The 22,694-nt window shown below is 70.4% G+C and carries 21 protein-coding genes; 8 read left to right on the top strand and 13 right to left on the bottom strand.

Translation table 11 applies throughout. The features are described 5' to 3' along the window. The 3 genes from AB0J91_RS24690 to AB0J91_RS24700 form a co-directional block, all read right to left on the bottom strand. On the bottom strand, positions 1-349 hold a 349-nt coding region (locus tag AB0J91_RS24690; RefSeq protein WP_363873062.1), incomplete at its 3' end, for a cupin domain-containing protein. 78 nt (positions 350-427) lie between these two features. Then, the gene (locus tag AB0J91_RS24695; protein WP_363873065.1) at positions 428-1,084 is read right to left on the bottom strand and encodes an SDR family NAD(P)-dependent oxidoreductase; all 657 of its coding nucleotides are present in this window, start codon (positions 1,082-1,084) and stop codon (positions 428-430) included. Between the two features lie 99 nt (positions 1,085-1,183). Continuing rightward, complete coding sequence (locus tag AB0J91_RS24700; RefSeq protein WP_363873068.1) at positions 1,184-4,627, bottom strand: indolepyruvate ferredoxin oxidoreductase family protein; 3,444 nt, start codon at positions 4,625-4,627, stop codon at positions 1,184-1,186. 380 nt (positions 4,628-5,007) lie between these two features. Between AB0J91_RS24700 and AB0J91_RS24705 the strand changes: the two genes are divergently transcribed. Further along, a complete protein-coding gene (locus tag AB0J91_RS24705; protein WP_363873071.1) occupies positions 5,008-6,429 on the top strand; it encodes an SLC13 family permease in 1,422 nt (473 codons plus the stop codon). 5 nt (positions 6,430-6,434) lie between these two features. On the opposite strand, the gene AB0J91_RS24710 is transcribed toward AB0J91_RS24705, so the two are convergent. Then, positions 6,435-6,917 carry an Lrp/AsnC family transcriptional regulator gene (locus AB0J91_RS24710; RefSeq protein WP_363873073.1) on the bottom strand — a complete coding sequence of 161 codons (483 nt, stop codon included), beginning with the start codon at positions 6,915-6,917 and terminating at the stop codon, positions 6,435-6,437. 158 nt (positions 6,918-7,075) lie between these two features. On the opposite strand from AB0J91_RS24710, the gene leuC reads away from it, so the two are divergent. After that, the gene (leuC, locus tag AB0J91_RS24715) at positions 7,076-8,476 is read left to right on the top strand and encodes a 3-isopropylmalate dehydratase large subunit (RefSeq protein WP_363873076.1); all 1,401 of its coding nucleotides are present in this window, start codon (positions 7,076-7,078) and stop codon (positions 8,474-8,476) included. Then, entirely contained in the window at positions 8,477-9,088 is a 612-nt protein-coding gene (gene leuD, locus AB0J91_RS24720) for a 3-isopropylmalate dehydratase small subunit (protein WP_363873079.1), read from the top strand. It abuts the gene before it with no gap. A gap of 210 nt (positions 9,089-9,298) precedes the next feature. Here the strand turns inward: leuD and AB0J91_RS24725 are convergent, their stop codons facing one another. The 5 genes from AB0J91_RS24725 to AB0J91_RS24745 form a co-directional block, all read right to left on the bottom strand. Further along, positions 9,299-11,101 carry an NAD(P)/FAD-dependent oxidoreductase gene (locus AB0J91_RS24725; protein WP_363873082.1) on the bottom strand — a complete coding sequence of 601 codons (1,803 nt, stop codon included), beginning with the start codon at positions 11,099-11,101 and terminating at the stop codon, positions 9,299-9,301. A gap of 142 nt (positions 11,102-11,243) precedes the next feature. Then, positions 11,244-11,378 carry a hypothetical protein gene (locus AB0J91_RS24730; protein ID WP_363873086.1) on the bottom strand — a complete coding sequence of 45 codons (135 nt, stop codon included), beginning with the start codon at positions 11,376-11,378 and terminating at the stop codon, positions 11,244-11,246. A 22-nt stretch (positions 11,379-11,400) separates the two neighbouring features. After that, a complete protein-coding gene (locus AB0J91_RS24735) occupies positions 11,401-11,562 on the bottom strand; it encodes a hypothetical protein (protein WP_363791750.1) in 162 nt (53 codons plus the stop codon). Then, positions 11,559-12,803 (bottom strand): FAD-dependent oxidoreductase, encoded by a 1,245-nt coding sequence (locus AB0J91_RS24740; protein ID WP_363873089.1) that lies wholly within the window; start codon positions 12,801-12,803, stop codon positions 11,559-11,561. The genes AB0J91_RS24735 and AB0J91_RS24740 overlap by 4 nt, the downstream gene beginning before the upstream one ends. A gap of 100 nt (positions 12,804-12,903) precedes the next feature. After that, entirely contained in the window at positions 12,904-14,421 is a 1,518-nt protein-coding gene (locus AB0J91_RS24745; RefSeq protein ID WP_363873092.1) for a helix-turn-helix domain-containing protein, read from the bottom strand. A gap of 241 nt (positions 14,422-14,662) precedes the next feature. Between AB0J91_RS24745 and AB0J91_RS24750 the strand changes: the two genes are divergently transcribed. The 5 genes from AB0J91_RS24750 to AB0J91_RS24770 all read left to right on the top strand — a co-directional run bounded on the left by AB0J91_RS24750 (position 14,663) and on the right by AB0J91_RS24770 (position 19,125). After that, a complete protein-coding gene (locus tag AB0J91_RS24750; protein ID WP_363873095.1) occupies positions 14,663-15,634 on the top strand; it encodes a thiamine pyrophosphate-dependent enzyme in 972 nt (323 codons plus the stop codon). After that, positions 15,627-16,616 (top strand): alpha-ketoacid dehydrogenase subunit beta, encoded by a 990-nt coding sequence (locus tag AB0J91_RS24755; protein ID WP_363791758.1) that lies wholly within the window; start codon positions 15,627-15,629, stop codon positions 16,614-16,616. Before AB0J91_RS24750 ends, AB0J91_RS24755 begins: the two co-directional genes overlap by 8 nt. Continuing rightward, a complete protein-coding gene (locus AB0J91_RS24760) occupies positions 16,609-16,929 on the top strand; it encodes a biotin/lipoyl-containing protein (protein ID WP_363873098.1) in 321 nt (106 codons plus the stop codon). The genes AB0J91_RS24755 and AB0J91_RS24760 overlap by 8 nt, the downstream gene beginning before the upstream one ends. A 3-nt stretch (positions 16,930-16,932) precedes the next feature. Then, positions 16,933-17,577 carry an alpha/beta hydrolase gene (locus AB0J91_RS24765; protein WP_363873101.1) on the top strand — a complete coding sequence of 215 codons (645 nt, stop codon included), beginning with the start codon at positions 16,933-16,935 and terminating at the stop codon, positions 17,575-17,577. A gap of 69 nt (positions 17,578-17,646) precedes the next feature. Next, positions 17,647-19,125 carry an amidase gene (locus AB0J91_RS24770; protein ID WP_363873104.1) on the top strand — a complete coding sequence of 493 codons (1,479 nt, stop codon included), beginning with the start codon at positions 17,647-17,649 and terminating at the stop codon, positions 19,123-19,125. A gap of 39 nt (positions 19,126-19,164) precedes the next feature. On the opposite strand, the gene AB0J91_RS24775 is transcribed toward AB0J91_RS24770, so the two are convergent. The 4 genes from AB0J91_RS24775 to AB0J91_RS24790 are packed head-to-tail and all read right to left on the bottom strand — an operon-like array spanning position 19,165 to position 22,644. Then, positions 19,165-20,517, bottom strand: a complete 1,353-nt coding sequence (locus AB0J91_RS24775; protein WP_363873106.1) for an acetyl-CoA carboxylase biotin carboxylase subunit — start codon at positions 20,515-20,517, stop codon at positions 19,165-19,167. Further along, on the bottom strand, positions 20,514-20,753 hold the full coding sequence (locus AB0J91_RS24780) for an acetyl-CoA carboxylase (protein ID WP_363873109.1): 240 nt from the start codon (positions 20,751-20,753) through the stop codon (positions 20,514-20,516). Before AB0J91_RS24780 ends, AB0J91_RS24775 begins: the two co-directional genes overlap by 4 nt. A gap of 20 nt (positions 20,754-20,773) precedes the next feature. Beyond that, a complete protein-coding gene (locus AB0J91_RS24785; RefSeq protein ID WP_363791771.1) occupies positions 20,774-21,754 on the bottom strand; it encodes a biotin-dependent carboxyltransferase family protein in 981 nt (326 codons plus the stop codon). Further along, the gene (locus AB0J91_RS24790; protein WP_363873197.1) at positions 21,751-22,644 is read right to left on the bottom strand and encodes a carboxyltransferase domain-containing protein; all 894 of its coding nucleotides are present in this window, start codon (positions 22,642-22,644) and stop codon (positions 21,751-21,753) included. The genes AB0J91_RS24785 and AB0J91_RS24790 overlap by 4 nt, the downstream gene beginning before the upstream one ends. Positions 22,645-22,694 lie beyond the last annotated feature (50 nt).

A 22,694-nucleotide genomic window follows, 5' to 3' on the forward strand; every position in this document is an offset into this window, starting at 1 on the left:
CGCCGTACCAGTCGACGAGGACGACGTCCTCGTCGCCGACGACCCAGGCGTCGTGGCCCTGCGGCAGGGAGCTGACCGAGCCGGGGCCGACGTCGAACTCGTTGCCGTCGGACATCTTCACGTGCAACGTCCCGGAGACGTGGTACTGGAAGTGGGGTGCCTCGCACCAGTCGGTGCCGGCGATGGGTTTGACGTCCTGGCTCCACTGCCATCCGGGGTGCAGCACGAGACGCCCGATGGCGCCGCCCGCCATCTGCAGCACCTCGGCGCGGCCGTGCTCGAACTCGCGTACGTCGTCGGGACGGTCGAAGCCGCGGCATTCGACCGCTTGTGTGCTGTGCATGGTCATGATCCGCTCCTTCCGAGCGCTACCCGACCAGCGTGTTCCCGCCGCGAAACAGGTGCCAGGGGCTTTCTGCCCCGCCCGTCACGCCGGCCCGACGGTGACGCGGAAGTTGCCGCGCTGCACGTGCATCGTCCAGAGCTTCTCGGCCAGCGCGTCCGGGGCGAACATGGGGTCTCCCCCGCCGATTGTTCCGGGAACGACGAGCTGCCCGACGTGGATCCGGGGTGCGAGGGCGTCGTGCAGCATCGTCCCGTAGGCGGACTCGCCGGCGAACGCGACGGAGGTGCCCGCGACGTTGCCGTTGGGCGTCGCCGCGCTGCCTCCGTTGACCAGCAGGATCGTGCCCTTGCCCAGCTCGGTCATCCCGGGCAGCACCTGCTGCACGGCGGTGACCGAGCCGTGGAGGGAGAACTCGACGGCGGCGGCGAAGTCGTCGACGCCGGTGTCGAGCACGGGACGCAGGAATTCCCTGCGCGGTGCCGGGCTGTACTGCAGGACCTCGATCGTTCCGAGATCGTCGGCGGCGGATTTCAGCGCCTCCACCACGCGTTCCCGGTCCTGCACGTCGGCGGCGTACCCGCGTGCCCGGACCCCGTCGTCGCCGAGTTCGGCGGCGAGGCGGTCGACGTTGTCCTGCGTGCGCGAGATCAACGCGGCGGAGAAGCCCTCCCGCCCGAACCGGCGCGCCGCGGAGGCGCCCAGTCCCGGACCGGCACCGATGATCGCGATGGTGGTCATGGCTCTCCCTTCATCGGACGAACGTCCGGCACGTCGTGCCCTGCCCTCGGAGGCGCCGGGCCTCCATCCAACACCTCCGAGGCCGCTCCAGCGAGGTGGTCAGGCCGGTACCTCCGCGGAGAGTTCGGTCAGGGTCTCGCGGATCGCGGTCATGCGCTCGCGGTACTTCTCGACCGAGTCGAGCTTGATCTGCTCGTAGCCGCGGATCATGTCGGGCAGTTCGGCGAGTTCCAGCGCCGCGGGCAGGGTGGTTCCGCTGAGGGCGGGCAGGGCTTCTTCGACGGCCGTGCGGTATTCGACGATGAGGGCGCGTTCGACCTTGCGGACGTGGGCGTGGCCGAACGGGTCGAGGGCGCTGCCGCGCAGCCGCCGGAGTCCGCGCAGCGCGCGGAACGCGGGGCGGAACCACGGGCCCAGCGCGATCTTGCGCCGCATGCCCAGGGCCCGGAGCACGGGCGGGTGCAGCCGGTAGCTCACCCGGGCGCCCGGCCCCCACTGCGCGCGGACGTTGTTCTCCAGCGCCGGGTCGAGCGAGAGCCGGGCGACCTCGTACTCGTCCTTGTAGGCCATGAGCTTGAACAGGTGGCGGGCCACCGCCTCGGTCAGCACCGTGCTGCCCGGGACCGCCTCGTCCTCGCGGGCCCGGACCTGGTCGACGAAGCGCCGGTAGTCGGCGGCGTAGCGGGCGTGCTGGTAGTCGGTGAGCTCGTCGGTGCGGTGCGCGATCAGCTCGTCGAGGGTCATCGGCGCTGGTTCGGGAGCGGGCTCGCCCACGAGGGCGCGGCGGCCGTGGCCGAAGGCCAGCAGGTTCTCCTCGACGCGCACGCCGTTGAGGCGGATCGCCTGTTCGACCGCCTCGGCCGGCAGCGGGAGCGCCCCGGCCTGGAAGGCGGCCCCGACCAGCAGCATGTTCGCGAACTGCTCGTCGCCGAACAGTTCCAGCGAGAGCCGGTCGGCGGCGAGGTGGTGCGCCCGCGCCACGTGCTCGTCGACGGCCGAGCGGACGCTGCCCTGGTCGGGGAAGGTCGCGGTGGGGTCCACGACCATGTGCCCGGTGGGGACCTCCGCGGTGGACACGACCGCGATCGTCCGGTCCGGGCTGGTGGACTTGAGCTGGCCGGGGTCGGTGGCCACGAGGGAATCGCATCCCAGGTAGAGGTCGCACTCGCCGTCGGTGATCTTGGCCGCTCGCGCGATCGGGGTGGTGCTGATCTTGACGTCGGAGACGACGGCGCCGCCCTTCTGGGCGAGGCCGGTCTGGTCGAGGGCGCGCACGTGCCTGCCGTCGATGGCCGCGGCGGTGGCCAGCACCTGGGCCACGGTCACGACGCCGGTGCCGCCGACTCCGGTGATGCGCAGGGTGAAGTCGTCGACCGGGACCTGCGGCACCGCCTCGGGCAGAGGACCCACCGGCGGCACGACCGGTGTCGCGGAGCGCTTCTCGGTGTCGGGGACGACGGTGACGAACGACGGGCAGTCGCCGTCCAGGCACGAGTAGTCGAGGTTGCAGGAGGACTGGTGGATCTGCGTCTTGCGGCCGAACTCGGTGTCGACCGGGCGGACCGAGAGGCAGTTCGACTTCTGCCCGCAGTCACCGCACCCCTCGCACACCCGCTCGTTGATCATGACCTTGGTCGCCGGGGTGGGCAGCGATCCGCGCTTGCGCTTGCGCCGCTTCTCGGCCGCGCACTCCTGGTCGTGCACGAGGACCGTCACACCCGGCTCGCGGGACAGCTCGGTCTGGACCTCGACGAGTTCGTCCCGGTGGCGCACGCTCACCCGGTCGCGGAGCACTCCGTCTCGGCGCAACGCCTTTCGCACGCGGTCCGGCCGGTCGCCCGTCACGACGATGCGGGAGACCCCTTCTGCGAGCACGGTTTCCACCAGCTGCGTCAGGCCACCGCGAGCGCCGACCGCGTCCTGCCCACCGGTCATGGCGACCGTCGAGTTGAACAGGATCTTGAACGTCATCGGCGCCCCGGCGGCCACCGCCGCCCGGATCGCGAGGCTGCCCGAGTGGGCGAAGGTCCCGTCGCCGAGGTTCTGCAGGTAGTGGGTGGTGCTGACGAAGGGCGCCATGCCGATCCAGTGCACGCCTTCGCCGCCCATCTGCGTCAGCCCGGTGACGGTGCCGACCTGTTCCTCCGGCATCAGCAGGACCATCGCGTGGCAGCCGATGCCACCGCCGACGAGCGCGCCTTCCGGCGGTTTCGTCGAGGAGTTGTGCGGGCACCCGGAGCAGAAGTAGGGGGTGCGGGCGGCCAGCGGCAGCATGATCCGCTCGGGTCGCTTCGCGTCCTGTTCGGACTGAACGGGGAATCCGTTGTCGCGCAGACGTCGTCGCAGTCCGGCCGCGGCTGCGCCCGGGTCGAGCTCGCCGACGTCGCTGAACAACCGAGCGCCGTGCGGGTCCCGCTTGCCGGTCACGCGCGGAGCACCCGGAAGCCCGTAGAGGATCTCCTTGAGCGCGACCTCCAGGAAGGCCCGCTTGTCCTCCACCACCACGATCTCGTCGAGCCCGCTGGCGAACTCGCGCACGATCTCCGGTTCGACCGGGATCACCGCGCCCAGCTTCAGAAGCCGGATCCCCAGGTCCTCGCAGGCCGGTTCGTCGAGGCCGAGTTCGTCCAGCGCCTGCCGCACGTCGAGGTAGGTCTTGCCGGCCGCGACGATCCCGATCCGGGCCGAGCCGGTCGCACCGAGGATCCGGTTGACGCCGCTGCGCCGCAGGTACTCGAGCGCGATCGGCATCCTGACCTGGTTCAGGCTCCGCTCCAGCTCGGCGAGCTCGGGGCCGAGCAGGCGCGCGTGCGGGACGTGCGAGTAGGCCCGCAGGTCACCGGGAAGCCCGTCCATGTCCGGGGCGGTCCACCGCGGATCGACGTGGGCGGTGGAGGCGCCGTCGGCGACGTTGGTGGCGACCTTCATCGCCGTCCACAGCCCGCTGGCGCGGGACAGCTCGACGGCGTGCAGACCGTGGTCGATGACCTCCTGGGAGTCCGCCGGGTAGAAGGTCGGCAGTTGCAGGTCCGCCAGGGCGGGTTCGGACGAGCAGGGCACGGTGGAGGACTTCGCGCTCGGGTCGTCTCCGACGAGCGCGACGACACCGCCCTTCGGGGACGTGCCGATCAAGGCGGCGTGCCGGATCGCGTCGGTGGCCCGGTCCAGGCCGGGGGCCTTGCCGTACCAGAAGCCGGTGACGCCGTCGGTGGTCAGCTCGGCGACCTGCCCGGCGAGCTGGGTGCCGACCAGCGCGGTCGCGGCGAGCTCCTCGTTGAGCGCGGGCGCGTGCACCACGCCGTGGTCTGCCATCAGCCGGGAACGGCGCTGGATCTCCAGGTCGTAGCCGGCCAGCGGGGACCCCTCGTAACCGGTGACGTACAGCGAACCGCGGTGCCCTTCCCGCCGGTCGTGCCGGCTCCGGTCGAGCAGGGCTCGCACGAGCGCCTGCACGCCGGTCAGGTACACCGCACCGTCCTCGGCCAGGTAGCGGGCGTCGAGCGAGAACGAACCGCGGGTCGGCGTGTCGATGGTCGTGCTCAAGCCGGCACCTCTTCCAAACGCGTCGAGACGAGACGCGGGTCACGTTATGCCTGGTAAACCCGGTTGTTCAACTGATTCCACACTTTCTGGTCCAACGGCCAGATTTCGCGGTGCGCCGCGTTCCAGGAACTGTGCCAACGGTCGTATCGGATGTACTTCTGGTGCACAAACGGACGTCAGCCGGTGGTTCACTGATCCCTTGGCACGCCGTGGCACGCAAAATCATGATCGAATTGCACAACTGGTCCAGAAATCAGCCTGACTATTTACGCATTGGACACCGGCGGTTACGTTCTCGCTCCACAACGGCCCACCCGCAGCCCTCACGACAACGACGTCCGATCGCTCATCACCGAGCGCGACACGGGGATGCCACCGCCATGACCAACAGCCTGATCCTGCTCAACACCGCGTTCGCGATCCTCGCCGCGGTACTGCTGATCACCCGGTTCCGGGTCAATCCCGTGATCGCCCTGCTGCTGAGCTCCTCCTACCTGGGAATGACCTCCGGCCTGGGCGTCGACGGGACCATCGAAGCCATCACTCGGGGTTTCGGCGATCTCATGGCCGAGATCGGCCTGCTCGTCGCCTTCGGCGTCCTCGCGGGATCGCTGCTGCAGCGGTCGGGCGCGATCGAGCGGCTGATCGAAGCCCTGCTCAAGCACATCGGGCCCAAGCGCATGCCGTACGCGCTGTCGGTCAGCGTCGCGACCGTGCTCCAGTCGATCTTCCTGGACGTGCTGGTCGTGATCGTGGCGCCGCTGGCGCGCGGACTGGGAATGCGCATCGGCAAGGCGGGCACGCCCCGGATGATCTCGGCGATGGCGATCGGCATGGAAGTCGGCGTCGTCATGGTCGTGCCGGGCATCGCCACGCTCGCCCTGGCCGGCGTGCTCGGCGTCCCGCTGGGAACCATGCTGTCGCTCGGCCTGCTCGTCGCGGTTCCCACCACCGTCATCTCGGTGGCGATCATGCAGTTCGTGTTCCGCCACGGCTGGTGGGACGAGAGCACGGACGAGCTGCCCGCGTCCGCTGCGGTCACCGGCAGTGATCCCGAGAGCGCACCGGGCCCGCGGGGTTCGGGCGGTGCGCACCCGGCGAGAGCCGTTGCGTCCAGCGCTGTCGCGTCGGATACCGAGGTGACCACGACCTCCCGGCCGCCGCTGATCCTGCTGTTCGCCCCGGTGCTGGGAGCGCTGGGGCTGATCGCGACCGGTGCGATCCTCGACATCGTCGAGCTGGAGATCGCGCCGCTGGCCTTCGTCTGCGACCCGGTCATCGCGCTGCTGGTGGGCCTCATCGGCACCATCCTCGTCACCCGGCGCGCGGTGGGGAAGGCAGCGATGGACGAGGCGCTGCGCAACGGGTTCCGGGAGAGCGGGCAGATCCTCATCCTCAACGGGGTCGGCGGCTCGCTGGCGCTGACGATCGAGAACATCGGCCTCGGTGACATCCTCGGCCGGTACTTCTCGGCGAGCACCGCCTTCCCGCTGCTGATGGTCTGGGTGGTCGCGGCGATCCTGCACATCGCGGTCGGCTCGGTGTCGATCTCGGCGATCACGGCGGCCGGGATCCTCGCCCCCCTCGCGCCGGTGATCGGGCTCGACGCGGTGTGGATCGCGCTGGCGGCAGGGGCGGGATCGCTGTTCGCCATCCACGTCACCAGCAACACCTTCTGGCTGTTGCAGTCGCTGACCGGACTGACCACGCGCGGCACGCTCAAGACCTTCTCGGCATCGGTCTCGGTGGCCTCGGTCGTGGCCATCGCGGTGATCGTGCCGCTGTCGATGGTGCTCGGATGAGGCGCTCAGCGGCCGAGTTCGTCGTGCAGCTTGCGGATGAGCGGCGAGATCCTCGGCATGATGCGGCGGCTCAGCACCACCTCGGTGGAGATCCGCTCGACGCCGTCCACGGCGATGATCTGCTGCAGGACCTCCTCCAACCCCGCGTTGTCCTTGGCGACCACCCGGCACAGCAGGTCGGCGTCACCGGCGACCGCGTTCGCCTCGATGACCTCGGGAATCCGGCTGAGACCGTCGAGCGCGTGGTCCAACCTGCCCTGCGCGAGGTTGAGCCGGACGTAGGCCAAGCCCTGATAACCCATGGCGGCCGGGTCGAACTGCGGTCGCCAGCTGATCAGGACGCCGAGGCGCTGCAACTTGTCGACTCTGGACTGCACCGTCGCCCTGGCCACGCCGAGCCGGCGGGCGTACTCGCGCACACCCGCACGGGGTTCCTCGGCGATGAGCCGGAGCACGGCCATGTCCAGCGGCTCGAAGGGGGATGGCATGAGGGCTCCTCCTGGGCGAGTGATCCGGCTTCCCGGACATTGGCATCCAGCATCGTCGATCTGTTGTACCAGATGCCCACCCATTCGGTTGATCACTGACTCAGGAGCAACCAGGAACCAGTCGGAACGAATCCGACGAGCTGAACGAGGAGGCCCCGTTGGCCCGGACGCTGGCCGAGAAGGTCTGGAACTCCCACGTCGTGCGCACCGACGGCGCGCAGGACCTGCTCTACGTGGACCTGCACCTGCTCCACGAGATCAACACCCCGATCGCGTTCGACGGCCTGCGCGCCGCGGGACGTGCGGTGCGCCGGCCCGACCTCACCCTCGGCACCGAGGACCACCTCGTCCCGACGCAGAACCTGCTCAAGCGCATCGAAGAACCCGCGATGCGGCGGCAGGCCGCGCTGCTGGCCGAGAACTGCGCGGAATTCGGGATCGAGGTCTACCGTCGCGGCGACCCCGAGCGCGGCATCGCCCACGTCATCGGGCCCGAGCTCGGACTCGTCCACCCCGGCATGACGGTCGTGTGCTGCGACTCGCACACCACGACGATGGGTGCGTTCGGCGCGCTGGCGATGGGCATCGGGACCTCGCAGGTCGAGCACGTGCTGGCCACTCAGACCCTGCCGCTGACCAAGCCGAAGACGATGCGGGTCACCGTCACCGGGACGCTCGGAACGGGCGTCACCGGCAAGGACCTGATCCTCGCGCTCATCGCGCAGATCGGCACCCTGGGCGCGCAGGGCCACGTCGTGGAGTACCAGGGCCCGGCGATCGAGGCGCTGTCGATGGAGGCGCGGATGACGGTGTGCAACATGACCGTCGAAGCCGGTTCCCGCGCAGGCATGATCGCTGCCGACGACACGACGATCGACTACCTCGCGGGTCGCCCGCACGCCCCCACCGGGGCCGAGTGGGAGGCCGAGGTCGCCCACTGGCGGACGTTGCGCTCGGACGACGACGCCACCTTCGACAGCGAGGTCGTCGTGGAGGGCGACGAGATCCGCCCGTTCGTCACCTGGGGCACCAATCCCGCTCAGGGCGCGCCGATCGATGCGACCGTGCCCGATCCGGCCACCTTCGCGGACCCGCAGGAACGCGCCGCGGCCACCAGGGCTCTGTCCTACATGGACCTGAGGCCGGGTACGTTCTTGCGCGACGTCGAGATCGACGCCGTCTTCATCGGTTCCTGCACCAACGGCCGGATCGAGGACCTGCGCGCCGCCGCCGACGTGCTGCGCGGTCGCACCGTCGCCGAAGGCGTGCAGGTCTACCTCGTGCCCGGCTCGGACGCAGTTCGCGGGCAAGCCGTCGCCGAAGGTCTCGACGAGGTGTTCACCGCGGCAGGGGTGCAGCTGCGCACCTCCGGGTGCTCGCTGTGCGCGGCGGTCAACGAGGACCGGCTGCGTCCCGGGCAGCGGGCCGCGTCGACCAACAACCGCAACTTCGAGGGCCGTCAGGGCAAGGGGGCGCGCACGCACGTCGTCTCCCCTGCCGTGGCCGCCGCCAGCGCCGTCACCGGCCGTCTCACCTCCCCCGCGGATCTGGAGCGCTAGATGCAGGAGTTCACCGTCCACACCGGACAGGCCGCGCCGCTGCGCGCCGGTGACGTCGACACCGACCAGATCATCCCGGTCCGGTTCCTGACCCGGCTGACCAAGGCCGGTCACGGCCAGGACCTGTTCGCCGATTGGCGCGATGACCCCGATTTCGTCCTCAACGTCGAGCCCTACTCGGCCGCGACGATCCTGGTGGCCGGCCCGAACTTCGGCACCGGCTCCTCTCGCGAGGGCGCGGTGTACGCGCTCACCGACTACGGCTTCCGCGCGGTCATCGCACCGCGCTTCGGCGACATCTTCGCCGGCAACGCCCACCAGAACGGACTGCTGCCGGTGGTCGTGCCCACTCCGGTCGTCGAACGGCTGTGGCGGCTGCTCGAAGCCGAGCCCACCGCGCCGGTCACCGTCGACCTCGTGGCCCAGCGGGTTCGGGCACGCGGGATCGACGAGCCCTTCCCCATCGAGCCCGACGTGCGCGAACGCATGCTCGCCGGGCTCGACGACATCGGACGCACCTCGCAGCACACCGACGACATCGCGGGCTACGAATCCCGACGACGTCCGGCTTTGCCCACCACCGGCAGGAGGTGGGCGGCAGGCGGCCGGTGACCGGTCAGGTGCTGCGGGCCAGGACGGTCGGTCACCTGGAAGACCTACGTCTCGGACCACCTCTTCGGGATCTTCGCGGGCAACGCCGACGCCGGGCGGTTCCTCGCCGACCGGTTCGAGAGCGAACCGGTCGAGCCGAACTGCTAGCACCTCACCGAAAACGCCACCCCGGCTCCCCCTTCCGGGGTGGCGTCTTTCGGCACGGGCGCGTCAGCTCGCGTCGCCGAGGACTTCGTCGATGCCGTCGCCGGTGCGCCAGTCCTGGAGCAGCCGCTGGAACACGGCCGGACCGGGTCCGAAGGTGCGGCGGGGGCGGGCCGAGCCCTCGTTGTTGTAGTAGCCCGGCGTGCACTCCGCGTCGAACCAGCCGCGCTCGGGCGAGGTGGACTCGATCGTGGCGACCCAGTCGATTTCGGCTTCCACCGCGGGTTCGACGCACTTCACGCCGCGCTCGCGTGCTGCGGCGATGACCGCGCCGACGTGGATCGCCTGCTCGTCGAGCACGTGGACGAAGTTCACCGAGGGGGCGTTCTGCAGCGCTCCCAGGTGGAACAGGTTCGGAAAACCGTTGCTGCAGAATCCGTGCAGCGTCCGGACACCGGTCTCGCGCCAGGCGTCCAGCAGCCGCGTGCCGTCCCTGCCGTGGACCGGGAGGCGGCCGGTCATGACGTCGGACTTGCCGACCTCGAAGCCGGTCGCGAAGATCACGCAGTCCACTTCGCACTCCTGCCCGCCGACGACCACGGAGTTCTCCGTGAACCGCTCCACCCCGCCGTGGTCGGCGGTGTCGACCAGCGTGACGTTGGGCCGGTTGAACGCCTCGAGGTACTCGTCGCTGAAGGTGGGCCGCTTGCAGCCGTACCGGTACCAGGGCTTGAGCAGCTCGGCCGTGGCCGGGTCGTGCACGACCTGCTCGACCCTCGCGCGCAGCCTGTTCATCTTCTCGAAGTCGAGCAGTTCCTCGATCCGCTCCCACTCGTCGACGTCCCAGTCCGCGCGCGCGTCGGTGGCGATGATCTTGCCCAGCACGTTCGCGCTCGCCGTCCAGGCGTCGTCGACGAGGTCGACCTCCGCCGCTTGCCCGGTCACGACGGCCTGGAAGTTCTCCCGTCGCCGCGCGTGCCAACCGGGTTCCAACGACGCCGCCCACTCCGGGTCGGTCGGGCGGTTGTCGCGCACGTCCACTGAGGACGGCGTGCGCTGGAAGACGTGGAGCCGCGCGGCATCCCGCGCGACGTGCGGGACGACCTGGATCGCGGTCGCACCGGTGCCGATGATCGCGACCCGCTTGTCGGCGAGCCCGTCCAGCCCGCCGTCCGGTCCGCCCCCGGTGTAGCCGTAGTCCCAGCGGCTGGTGTGGAAGGTGTGCCCGCGGAAGGACTCGATGCCCGGGATGCCCGGCAGCTTCGGGTGGTCGAGCGTGCCGTTGGAGACGACCACGTAGGCGGCCCGCATCTCGTCGCCCCGGTCGGTGAGCACGATCCACTCACCGTCGTCCCAGCGGAGCTCGGTGACACCCGTCTGGAAGCACGCGTCGCGGTAGAGGTCGAAGGTGCGGCCGATGGCCATCGCGTGCTGCCGGATCTCCTCCCCCGGTGAGTACTTCCACTTCGGCACGTATCCCACCTCCTCCAGCAGCGGGAGGTAGACGTAGGACTCGATGTCGCAGTGGATGCCCGGGTAGCGGTTCCAGTACCAGGTCCCGCCGAAGTCCCCGCCCTTCTCGATGATCCGGATCCGCTCCAGGCCTGCCTGGCGCAGTCGCGCACCCGCGCACAGGCCGCCGAACCCGCCACCGAGCACGATCGCGTCGACCCGGTCGTGGAGCGGTTCCCTGCTGAGCTCCTCGGCGTGCGGATCCTCGGCGTAGTAGCCGAAGTTCCCCTCGGCCCGCGCGTACTGCGCGCTGCCCTCGGGCCGCACCCGGCGTTCACGCTCCGCGCGGTACCGCTGACGCAGCGCGTCGACCTCGGCATCGGAGAACTCGGGGATCGAGGGAGGGAGCGTCGACATCGCGGCCTTTCTCGCTGCGCGCCTGCGTCCACGGGGCGCGACGACCTTGGATTTAAATCAGGTGACTTATTCCAAGTTAGCACGTCACGCCTCGGCGATCCGAACCAGAGCCGACACATCGGGCACGCTCGCAGCCAGGCGATCAGCCCATCGGCGAGGGAGATCGGCTCTCCGACCTGCTCTTGCGCAGGCCGTGGGCGCGCCGGGTCAACCAGTGGTTCAGGGCCAGCAGGAAGAAGGCGAGCAGCGCGAGGCTGAATTGGATCCACTCCGGCAAGATGACCTCCATGAGCGTCCGGTCAGCCGTGGTTCTCGCGCGGCGGTCCGGGGTTGCGGTGTTCCAGTGCGTATTCGGTGGCGATGCGGAGCAACATCTCCTTCTCCGTGCGCAGGAGCCTGTTCTCCTTGCGCAGCCATTCGAGTTCGCGACGCTCGGTCGCGGACAACTCGCCGGTCGTCATCGCAAGGGGTCGAAAGGCCGCAGTGCGGCGGGACGTTCGCCGGTGACGATCCGCTCGGACAGCAGGCGCCCGGTGATCGGTCCGAGCGTGAGCCCCCACATCCCGTGCCCTCCGGCGATGTGGACGCCGGACATCTTCGACGCCCCGATCAACGGCAGGCCGTCCGCGGTGACCGGCCGGGGGCCGACCCACTCGTCGTGGCGGCCTTCCCAGTCCACACCGCGCAGGAACGGCCGGGCGGACTGCACGATCGCCTCGATGCGGCGACCGTCGAGCGCCACGTCGGGCGAGCGGAACTCCATGGTGCCCGCCACGCGCAGACCACCCTGGTACGGCGTGCAGGCGACCCGCGCCGCGGGCAGGTAGATCGGGCCGGGAACGGGTTCTTCCACGGGCAGGGTGAACGAATATCCGCGTCCGGCGCGCACTTGTCGCTTGACACCGGCCTTCACCGCGAGCTCCGGCAGCCACGCACCTGTGGCCAGCACGACCGAATCCGCGGAGACGTAGTCGTGCTGCGTGGATTTCACGACCAGCCTGCCGCCGTCGCGGACGACGTCGCGCGCGGTGAACCCGGTGTGGATCCGCCCGCCTCGGCCCTCGACGGCCTCGGCGAGCGACCGGGTGAACTCGCCCGGGTCGATGTAGCGCTGGCCTTCCACCCGCAGCGCCGTGCTCACCAGCGACGACAGCTGCGGAACCTCGGACGGGACCGCGTCGGCGAACCAGATCTCCTGGCCTCCGAGGCGGGCGCGCTCGAACTCCTCCCGCAGTTCTCCTGCCTGCTCCGGCCTTTCGAAGGCGGCCACGACCGGGGCGGTCTTGGTGGGCGCGCCGACACCGCCCTTGGCGAGTTCGTCGAAGGCGTCGAGGCAGTCCGCGTTGAGGCCCGCCAGCGACCGCATGGACCGCTGCCAGGTGCGGTGCGTGCAGTTCCGCGCGAAGCCCGCGAGGAAGGCCCACAGGCCCGGGTCCGCGGTCCGGGGCACGTGCAGCGGAGCGTTGGGGTCGAACAACGAGCGCACGCCGTAGCGCAGCACGGCGGGTTCGGGCAGCGGAACGCTGAAGGCCGGGGCGACGTAGCCCGCGTTGCCCCACGACGCGCCGGCGGCGACGCCGCTGCGATCCACGACCGTCACCTCGACGCCGCGCTCCTGCAGGAACCACGCGGTCGACAGTCCGACCACACCGGCGCCCACGACGACGACCGCGCCCGGCGCGCCGCCCGCTGCAGACCCCATGACCACACTCCTTCTCGTCGCCACGAAGCATGCTCGACCAGGACGAGAACGGCACTGTGGATTCCGCACAACCAATCAGCCGTCGGTTGTGCGGTTTCCACTACTGCTCGGCGGCGAGAGCGATGACCAACGCCAGCCGGGTGTCCGGGTCCTCCAGGTCGAGGGCTCCCACCTGCGTCACCTTGCGCATCCGGTTGCGCACCGTGTTCGGGTGGATCTCCAGGCGAGCCGCCGCGGCGCCGAGGTCGCCCTGCACCTCCAGCCAGGTCCGCAGCGTCGTGATCAGCCGGGTTCCGTGCTCCTGGTCGTGCCGCCGCAGCTCGGCCACCGGACCGCGCGCGGGCGTGCGCCCGCCCGCGGCGACGTGCTGCAGCCGGCGCAGCAGGATCTCGTGCCAGGAGTCGTCGTAGACCACGACGGGCGATCCCGCCGGCTTCGCGGCGTGAACCGCGAGGCTCTCGTCCGCCTCCCGCCTGCTGTCGACCAGTTCGTCCGGGCTCGCGGGGCCGCCGATCCCGGCGAAGACCGCCACGCCCTCGGGCATCTCGCGCGCGAGCGCCCGCACCCATTCGCGCGCGGCTTCACCGTCCTCGTGGGGCAGGATCGTGTAGACGGTGTTGGCGAACAGGGCGCTGCGCCCGGGCCGCGACCAGCCGAAACCCACGGTCGCGAGTTCGAAGACGAGCAGCGCCGCCGAGTCGTGCTCCCCCTGGTTGTGCGCCTGGACCGCGACGACGCGGAACCGGTCACCGCGAAAACCGAGCCGGCTCAGCACGGTGACGACGTCGGAGTGGCCCTCGACCAACCCGATCACCAGATCCGATTCGACCTGCCGCTCCAGGTCCGCGCTGGCGCGCGTGCGCAGCAGGTGCGCGGCGGCGGTGCGGGACGCCTGCACCAGAGCGGACTGGCGCTCGGCGTCCAAGGGCGACGAGGTCCCGACCCAGATCGAGCCGAGCAGCGCCTTGCCCGCCCGGACGGCGACCACGGCCCGTCCCCGCCGGGCACCGGAGGGCTCGACGAACACCGGTTCGTCGGACTCGGCGAGGTGCTGGAACACCCCGCGCTCGCTGAGCTCGCGGCGGACACCCTCCGGCACCCGCCTGCCCAGGATCGTCTCCAGCCTGGCCTGGTCGGCCGTCTCCTGACGCTGCGAGTAGGCGAGCACGCCCGAGCGGTGGTCCTCGATCGTGACCGGACCGCCGACCGATTCGGCCAGCGCGTCCGCCAGCGCGAACAGGTCCGTCGGGCCCCGGCCCGCCTCGGTCTCGCGCCCTTCGAGCACCAGTCCGTAGACCACTCCCGCGAGCTGTCCCCAGGACACGGCGGGGTCGACGAGCAGCACCGCGACCTTCCGCTCCCCGGCGACGGCGAGTGCGCGCTCCTCGATCCGGTCGAGCCGGAACACCACGACCACGGCGCTGGTCTCCGACAGCACCTCCGCTGCTCGCTGCTCGTCGACACCGACGGCGAGCAGCACTTCATCACCACCCGGCACCTGCTCGTCCGGGTCGTGCAGCGCCACCGCCCGCAACTCGGTCGACCGGCTGCGCGGCGAGCACACCAGCCGCGCCCCGTACCCACCGAGGACGTTGATCAGTCGGTCCAGCTTGACCATGCACCCATGATCAGGCTTCGAGCGCCGAGCGCAGGGCCGGGGTCCTTCCAGGAGGGCCGGGTTGCTGATCGCCGAGGGCAGGAGGACCGCGGCGAGTGCGCTTGCACGTTCGGAGTACCGGGGCTGGGGACTGGACAACTTGCACAGCGCGGCACTGCTGCCGCTCGGCAAAGCGGACAACCTGAGCAGTCGAAAATCGCACTGTTGCACTGTCGAGGACCCGGTGCGCACGCTTTCGTTCATGGACGACGCAGATCTCCGCGAGCTCTTCCGCCTGATGGTGGTGACGCGCCGCCTCGACGAGGAGGCGGTCGCGTTGCAGCGGCAGGGCGTGCTGCCCGCCTACGCTCCGGCCAGGGGCCAGGAGGCCGCTCAGATCGGGAGCGCGGCGGCGCTGGACCGCGCCCGCGACTTCGCCTTCCCCACCTACCGCGAGCTGGGCGCGGCGGTCGCGCTGGGGGTGGATCCGGTCGCCTACATGGCGATGCACCTCAACATCTGGCACGGCGGCCTCTACGACCCGAACGTCGCCCGCCTCGCGCCGCCGAACGCCGTCGTCGGCGGACCCGTGCTGCACGCCGTGGGCTGGGCGATGGGTGCGAAGCTGGACGGCACCGGCGGGGCCGCGCTGACCTACTTCGGTGATGGCGCCAGCTCGCAGGGCGACGTGCACGAGGCGATGAACTTCGCGGGCATCTACCGCTTGCCGGTGGTGTTCTTCTGCCAGAACAACGGCTGGGCGATCTCGCTGCCCACCGGTGACCAGGTCGCGGGCGGCTCGGTGGCGGCGCGCGCCGCCGGATACGGCATCGAAGGCCTGCGCGTGGACGGCAACGACGTCACCGCGGTGTTCGAGGCGACCCGGGCCGCGCTCGAACGCGGCCGCGCGGGCGGCGGGCCCACGGTGATCGAGGCGATGACCTACCGGCTCGGCCCGCACTCCACATCGGACGATCCGAGCCGCTACCGCAGCGCCGAGGAGGAACGTCTCAGCGCCGAGCAGGACCCGATCATCCGCGCGATGCGATCGGTGTCCGCCGAGGGGATCGCCGACGCCGAGGAGCACGCAGCGGACGTCGTGCGCAGGACGACCGCGGGATTGCACGCCATGCAGTCGCCACCGGCCGACGAGCTGTTCAGCTTCGTCTACCGCGAGCCGACCACCGCCCTGCTCGATCAGCACCGCGCTTGGAAGGAGTCGCAGGATGCCTGAGCTTTCGCTGCAGCAGGCGCTCAACACCGCGCTGCGCCACGCCTGCGAGGACGACGACCGGGTGCTGATCTTCGGCGAGGACGTGGGCACGCTCGGCGGCGTGTTCCGGGTGACCGACGGCCTCCAGGACAAGTTCGGCGAGCAGCGGGTTTTCGACACCCCGCTGGCGGAGTCGGCGATCATGGGCATGTCGGTGGGGCTGGCGATGGCGGGCTGGCGCCCGGTTCCGGAGATCCAGTTCGACGGGTTCAGCTACCCGGCGATCGACCAGATCGTCAACCAGGTGGCCCGCATGCACTACCGCAGCCGGGGGACGCTGGGAATGCCGATCACGTTGCGGCTGCCCAGTTTCGGCGGGATCCGGGCACCGGAGCACCACGGTGAGAGCTTGGAGTCGCTGTTCGCGCACGTCCCCGGCCTCAAGGTCGTCTCGCCGTCGGGCCCTTCGGAGGGCTACCACCTGCTCCGCCAGGCGATCGCCGACCCGGACCCGGTGATCTTCATGGAGCCCAAGTCGCGCTACTGGCAGCGCGAGGACTTCGACCCGGCCGAGCCGGTGGAGGCGCTGCCGGTCGGTCGCAGCCGGGTGGTGCGCCGGGGCAGGCACGCCACGCTCGTCGCCTGGGGCGCGATGGTGTCGCGCTGCGAGCAGGTCGCCGAGCTCGCCGCGGAGGACGGCGTGGAGCTGGAGGTGCTGGACCTGCGCTGGCTCAAGCCGATCGACGCCGAAGGGCTGGGTGAATCGGTCGCCCGCACCCGCCGCGCCGTGGTCGTGCACGAGGCGCCGCTGACCGCAGGTCTGGGCGGCGAGGTGTCCGCGCTGATCACCGAGCGCTGCTTCGGAGAACTCCGCGCCCCCGTTCAGCGCGTCGCGGGCTTCGACGTGCCCTACCCGTCGGGGTCGCTGGAGGACGAGTACCTGCCCAGCGTCGACCGCATCCTGACCGCCGTGCAGACCGCATTGGAGTACCGCCGTGGCTGAAGTGACGTTCCCGCTGCCCGACCTCGGCGAAGGTCTGATCAGCGCCAGGATCCTGGAATGGCTCGTGGCCGAGGGAGAGTGGGTGGAGCACAACGCCCCGCTGGTGGAGCTGGAGACCACCAAGTCCGCGGTCGAGATCCCCTCACCGCAGAGCGGCCGGGTATCGCGGCTGCACGTCGGGGAGGACGAGGAGCTCGCGGTCGGCGCCCCGCTGGTGACCTTCACCGTGGAGGACCACGCCGGCATCGTCGGCACGGTTCCGGTCGACCACAAGCCGCAGCGACGCGTCCACCTGACCCCGCCGGAGGACTGACCGATGCCCGCGACCGCGCGTGACGGCGTGAAGCTCTGGTACGACGTCGAACCCGGTCCCCGGCCGGTGCTGCTCCTGCACGGGTTCGCCTCCGATTCGGAGCGGACGTGGGAGCGCACCGGCTGGCTCCGCGCGGTGGCCGATCGCGGGCACGTGGTCACAGACCTGCGCGGGCACGGCCACAGCGAACGCGCCACGACGGGCTACTCCCCCGACGACCTCGCCCGCGACGTCCTCGCCGTGCTCGACGCGGCGGAGGTGCCCGCGGTGGACGTGGTGACCTATTCGATGGGCGGTGTCGTCGGCTGGGCCCTGGCCCGGCTGGCCCCCGAGCGGGTCCGCGCCCTCGCGCTCGGCGGGATCGGAGGCGGCGCGGTCCAGCGCGAATCCATGCTCCGCGTCCAGCAGGCCCTCTCCGGCGAGGACCTCGGCCCGTGCATCGAAGGCATGGCGGGTCACCGCCTCTCCGGCCGGCCCCCGGCCCCCGTCCTGCTCGCCGCGGGGGACGACGACGAAGTGGCCGCGGACGCGCTCTCCTTCGCCACGGCCCTGAACGTCCCGTACGTCTCCCTGGGCCGCCGCAACCACTTCAACGCCGTGTCGAGCAGGACCTTCAAGACCTCGGCCCTGGAGTTCTTCGACGGCTGAGGAGCGGACTTCTCCGTTGCGCGAAGCGGGATTTCATGGCCTGCGCGGTGTGCGGTTAGCGTCCGAACCATGGATGACAACTTTCGATCGGCCGGAGAGCTGGCGGCCGCGTTGCGCGCTGGTGAGGTGTCCTCGGCGGAACTGACCGAGGTGGCGATCGCCGGGATCGAGCGGGACGACGGGGAGATCAACGCGATCTGCGCGCCCGACTTCGATCGTGCTCGGGCGGCGGCGCATCAGGCCGACCAGGCGCTCCGCCGGGGCGAGGACCGGCCGCTGCTGGGCGTTCCAGTCACGGTCAAGGAGTCCTACGACGTGGCCGGGATGCCCACGACCTGGGGCATGCCGCAGCACCGGGACTTCGTACCGGCCCAGGACGCGGTGCAGGTGTCGCGACTCAAAGCCGCCGGTGCGGTGGTGCTCGGCAAGACGAACGTGCCGTTGGGCCTGCAGGATCTGCAGAGCTTCAACGAGATCCACGGCACCACCAACAACCCGTGGGACCACGGCCGCACGTCCGGCGGTTCCTCCGGCGGATCCGCGGCGGCCCTGGCGTCCGGGTTCGGTGCGCTGTCCATCGGCTCCGACCTCGCCGGTTCGCTGCGCACCCCGGCGCACTTCTGCGGCGTCTACGCGCACAAGCCGACGCTCGGACTGGCGCCGACCCGCGGCATGGTCCCGCCGCCCGGACCGGCGTTGCCGGTCGAGCACGACCTCGTCGTCGCCGGTCCGATGGCGCGCACCGCCCGCGACCTCGCGCTCCTGCTCGACGTCATGGCCGGACCGGACCCGCTGACGCTCGGCAAGGCGCACCACGTGGCGCTGCCGCCCGCGCGCCACGATCGGCTCCGCGACTTCCGGGTGCTGGTCCTCGACGAGCACCCGTTCATCGCGACCGGGGCCGCGGTGCGAGCAGGAGTGAACCGGGTGGCCGACGCGCTCGTCGCCGGAGGTGCCCGCGTCGAACGGCACACCCCCCTGCTGTCCGATCTCGCTGAAGCGGCCTCGCTCTACGCGCAACTGCTGTTCTCCGGCTCCGTCGCCCGTTTTCCCATCGACGCCTACGAGCAGCTGCGGGCCCGCGCAGCCCGCCTGAGCGCGGACGACCAGAGCCTCGACGCGGCGCGGCTGCGCGGGATGGTGTTGAGCCACCGCGAGTGGATCGAGGTGAACCACCGCCGCGAACTCCACCGCCACGGCTGGCGGCAGCTGTTCGACGAGTTCGATGCCGTGGCGTGCCCGATCACGCCGACTCCCGCGTTCCCGCACGACCACGACCCCGACCTGCTGGACCGCCGGCTCGACATCGACGGCGTCGAGCACCCGTACTTCGATCAGCTCGTCTGGGCCGGTCTGGCCACCATGCCCGGCCTGCCCGCCACCGCGATTCCTGCGGGCCTGTCCCCCGAGGGACTACCCGTGGGAGTGCAGCTCATCGGTCCGACGTTCGAGGACCGCACCCCGCTGCGCCTGGCCGAACTGCTCGAAGACCAGATCGGCGGCTTCCAGACGCCGAGCAGAGGCGAGGTAGGGCAACCATCCCGGTAAGCACCTGCGGCGAAACGGATTCCACCGACGACGGCAGGATCACCGGCCGTTGCTGAGGTGGTGTTCCAGCCACAGGGTGTGGACCGGGCCCGCTGCCAGTTCCGGGTCGTTGGTGAGTTCTCGGTGCAGGGCTGCCGTGCTGGCCACGCCTTCCACCTGGAACTCGGTGAGCGCTTGCCGGGCTCGGGCGTAGGCCTGGTCCCGGTCCGCGCCCCAGCAGATGATCTTCGCGATGAGCGAGTCGTAGAACGGGCTGATCCGGTCTCCCTGCGAGATGCCCGTGTCGACCCGGACGCCGGGTCCTCCCGGCAGCCGCAGGACGGTGATCTCGCCGGGTGTGGGGGCGAAATCGCGTTCCGGGTCCTCGGCGTTGATGCGCAGTTCAACGGCCGCGCCGCGACGCTCGATCGAGGACTGGTCCATCGACAGCGCTTCGCCACCGGCGATGCGCAACTGCTCCGCGACGACGTCCACGCCGGTGATCGCCTCGGTGATCGGGTGCTCGACCTGGACCCGCGCGTTCATCTCGATGAAGTAGAAGTTGCCGTCACCGTCGACGAGGAACTCGACAGTGCCCGCACCGCGGTACCCGACGTGCTCGGCCAGCCGCACCGCCGCGGCGGTGATGGCCTGCCGGGTCTCCTCGTGCAGCGCTGGCGCCGGCGCCTCCTCGATGAGCTTCTGCCTGCGCCGCTGCACCGAGCAGTCCCGCTCGAAGAGGTGCACCACGTTGCCGTGGTCGTCGGCGAGGACCTGCACCTCCACGTGCCTGGCGTTGGCCACGGCGCGCTCCAGGTAGACCGCCGGGTCCCCGAACGCCGAACGCGCCTCCGCCTGGGCGGCGGGAAGTGCGTCCAGCAGACCGTCGAGGTCGTGGACCGGCCGGATGCCGCGTCCTCCGCCTCCTGCGGCCGCCTTGAGCAGCAACGGGAATCCGATCTCCGCGGCCAGCCGGGGCACGTCGGCCGGATCGTCGATCGGGTCGGTGCCGGGAACCACCGGAACACCGGCCGAGGCCGCCGCACCGCGCGCGGCCGCCTTGTCACCCATCTGCTCCAGGACCGCCGGTCGAGGACCGATGAACACCAGCCCCGCCTCGTCGATCGCCCTGGCGAAAGCACCGCTCTCGGAGAGGAAGCCGTAACCCGGGTGCACCGCGTCGACCTCGGTCGCACGCGCCGCCTTGAGCAGCGCGTCCGGGTCCAGGTACGACTTCTGCGCGGCGGAACGACCGATGTGCACCGCATCATCGGCCATCCGAACCCATTTCGAGTGCTCGTCGGCGTCGGAGTAGACCGCCACCGCTTCGACACCCGCCACGTGGCACGCACGGATGATCCGAACCGCGATCTCGCCGCGGTTGGCCACCATCACTCGCCGCAGGCCGCTCATACGTCATCGACCTCGAACATCGTCTGGCCGATGTCCACCTCGTCACCGTCGTCGAGCAAGATCTTGCTGACCCGGCATTCGCGTTCGGCCTTGACCTCGTTGAAGGTCTTCATCACCTCGATGAGCCCGATCGTCTGCCCGGATCGCACCACGGTTCCGGGCTCGATGTACGGGTCCGATTCGGGCGATGGGCGCCGGTAGAAAACCCCGGGCATCTGAGCATCCACTGTGGACATCAATTCCCCCTCCGCCGGCTCTAGGCGCCGGCAACCGCCGCCCGCGCTTTTTCGAGACGTGCACGCCGTTCGGACCGAGCGGCCACCGCACCATCGATGTCCACCCGCTCGAACTGCACCTTGCTGCCGGTCCTGGCCTGCGCCATCCGGTCCCGGTCCACCGAGATCACGGTGCCGATGGTCGCGTAGCCGCCACCGGTGACCGCGTCGTTGAGCAGCACGATCGGCTCGTCACCGCCGGGAACCTGCACCGACCCGACCGGGTAACCGAGGTCGACGACGTTGGCCTGGTCGCTTCCCGCGCCGAACGGCTGCTCCCGCTCGACGAATTCCAGCGACCCGCCGCGCAACCGGTAACCGACCCGGTCGGCGTCCTTGGTGACCTTCCACTCCGTGGTGAGGAACGACTCCAGCGCTCGCTCGGTCAACCGGTAGGCGCACAACCCGACGACCAGCCGCAGCACCGTGGATTCCGGGAACTCCGGGATGAGTTCGGCGGGAATCACGGTGCCCGGCGCGGGCGATTCCACTGCCCCTCCGAGCGGGACCCGGTCCCCGTCGACCAGCGCGCGGCCTTCGAAACCGCCGATGCCGGTGAGCATGTAGGTCGAGCGCGAGCCGAGGTAGAGCGGCACGTCCACGCCACCGCTGACCGCGATGTAGGGCCGGGCACCCGCGCGCACGGCCTTCACCGCCAGCACGTCACCGGCCTTCATCCCCAGCGTCTGCCAGGTCGGCGCCGGTTCGCCGTTGATGGTGACGACGCTGTCGGCTCCGGTGACCGCAACGCTGCGGGAATCGGTGAACTCCAGCTCGGGCCCGATGTAGGTCGCCTCCAGCACGGCGGCGCCGTCGGGATTGCCGACCAGCATGTTCGCGACCGCGTAGGAGTACTGGTCCATCGCGCCCGAAGGCGGCATCCCGATGGCGTACTGGCCGTCCCGACCCGAGTCCTGGACGGTCGTGGACAGGCCGCTCGTGCGCACGATCAAGGAACTCATCTGTACAGCACCTCCAACAGCCCGCGGTTGACCGCGTCCGGGTCTGCGAGCAGTTCCGCCGGAACCAGTTCCGCCTCGCGGATCCGGTAGCGGAACCGACCCTCCTCGACCTCCACGCGCGTGCGGTCGTACTCGTCCCGGTCGATCGCCCGGTACCGCAGCACATCGCTGGGACGCGGGAACGCGATGTCGTCGGCGAAGTCGGGAAGCCGCTGCGCCAGGTCGAAGACCGGAGCGGGCGCGATCCCGAACAGCTGGTACCCGCCGGCACCTCGCACCGGGTACACCACGGAGAACGCGCCGCCGTAGCCGAACGCGCGCTCCGGTGTGTCCGTGCGCGGGCGCACGTACTTGGGCACCTCGATCTGCCGGTCGCGCGGAACCATCTGGTAGCAGAACGGAAGTCCCGGGACGAACCCGAGCATGGTGACCAGGAACGGCGCCGAGGTGATCGACTCGATCAGCGACGGGACATCGGAGAACCCGTTGATCCGGGCGGCGTATTCGAGGTCGGTGACCTCCGGGTCCTGGTGGCGATCGCGGAACCTCATCAGGGTTTCGCGAGTCCACGGGTCGTCGAAGAGCACCGGCACGTCCACGATCCGGGTGCTCACAGCATCATCGCTGCGCAGCTCACCCGCCGTGCGTTCCAGTCGGCGCAGTTCCTCCACGAGTTCGGTCGGATGCAGGCGATCCGGATCCAACCGAACGAGGTATGAAGCGTTCGACGGGCAGATGTCGACGACCCCGTCGATGTTCTCCCGGCGCAACGCGCCGGTGATGGCCATCGCCTTGAGATTGGCCTCCAGGCTCATCTCGCGGTCGATTTCGACGAAGATGAACTCATCCCCGCCGAATTCGTACCGAGCCGGTGGTAGTTGAACCTCCATCACGGTCACGGCGCACCTCCGCATCACCCGACGAGTGCCAGTCGAGAATG

Origin of the sequence: Saccharopolyspora sp. NPDC049357 (assembly GCF_040677225.1) — a bacterium.
Classification (GTDB): Bacteria; Actinomycetota; Actinomycetes; order Mycobacteriales; family Pseudonocardiaceae; genus Saccharopolyspora.

Coding starts and splice junctions, on each gene's coding strand:
- AB0J91_RS24695 (WP_363873065.1), bottom strand. CDS start 1,084: ATGACCACCATCGCGATCATCGGTGCCGGTCCGGGACTGGGCGCCTCC.
- AB0J91_RS24705 (WP_363873071.1), top strand. CDS start 5,008: ATGACCAACAGCCTGATCCTGCTCAACACCGCGTTCGCGATCCTCGCC.
- AB0J91_RS24710 (WP_363873073.1), bottom strand. CDS start 6,917: ATGCCATCCCCCTTCGAGCCGCTGGACATGGCCGTGCTCCGGCTCATC.
- leuD (WP_363873079.1), top strand. CDS start 8,477: ATGCAGGAGTTCACCGTCCACACCGGACAGGCCGCGCCGCTGCGCGCC.
- AB0J91_RS24725 (WP_363873082.1), bottom strand. CDS start 11,101: ATGTCGACGCTCCCTCCCTCGATCCCCGAGTTCTCCGATGCCGAGGTC.
- AB0J91_RS24735 (WP_363791750.1), bottom strand. CDS start 11,562: ATGACGACCGGCGAGTTGTCCGCGACCGAGCGTCGCGAACTCGAATGG.
- AB0J91_RS24740 (WP_363873089.1), bottom strand. CDS start 12,803: ATGGGGTCTGCAGCGGGCGGCGCGCCGGGCGCGGTCGTCGTCGTGGGC.
- AB0J91_RS24745 (WP_363873092.1), bottom strand. CDS start 14,421: ATGGTCAAGCTGGACCGACTGATCAACGTCCTCGGTGGGTACGGGGCG.
- AB0J91_RS24750 (WP_363873095.1), top strand. CDS start 14,663: ATGGACGACGCAGATCTCCGCGAGCTCTTCCGCCTGATGGTGGTGACG.
- AB0J91_RS24755 (WP_363791758.1), top strand. CDS start 15,627: ATGCCTGAGCTTTCGCTGCAGCAGGCGCTCAACACCGCGCTGCGCCAC.
- AB0J91_RS24765 (WP_363873101.1), top strand. CDS start 16,933: ATGCCCGCGACCGCGCGTGACGGCGTGAAGCTCTGGTACGACGTCGAA.
- AB0J91_RS24770 (WP_363873104.1), top strand. CDS start 17,647: ATGGATGACAACTTTCGATCGGCCGGAGAGCTGGCGGCCGCGTTGCGC.
- AB0J91_RS24775 (WP_363873106.1), bottom strand. CDS start 20,517: ATGAGCGGCCTGCGGCGAGTGATGGTGGCCAACCGCGGCGAGATCGCG.
- AB0J91_RS24780 (WP_363873109.1), bottom strand. CDS start 20,753: ATGTCCACAGTGGATGCTCAGATGCCCGGGGTTTTCTACCGGCGCCCA.
- AB0J91_RS24785 (WP_363791771.1), bottom strand. CDS start 21,754: ATGAGTTCCTTGATCGTGCGCACGAGCGGCCTGTCCACGACCGTCCAG.
- AB0J91_RS24790 (WP_363873197.1), bottom strand. CDS start 22,644: ATGGAGGTTCAACTACCACCGGCTCGGTACGAATTCGGCGGGGATGAG.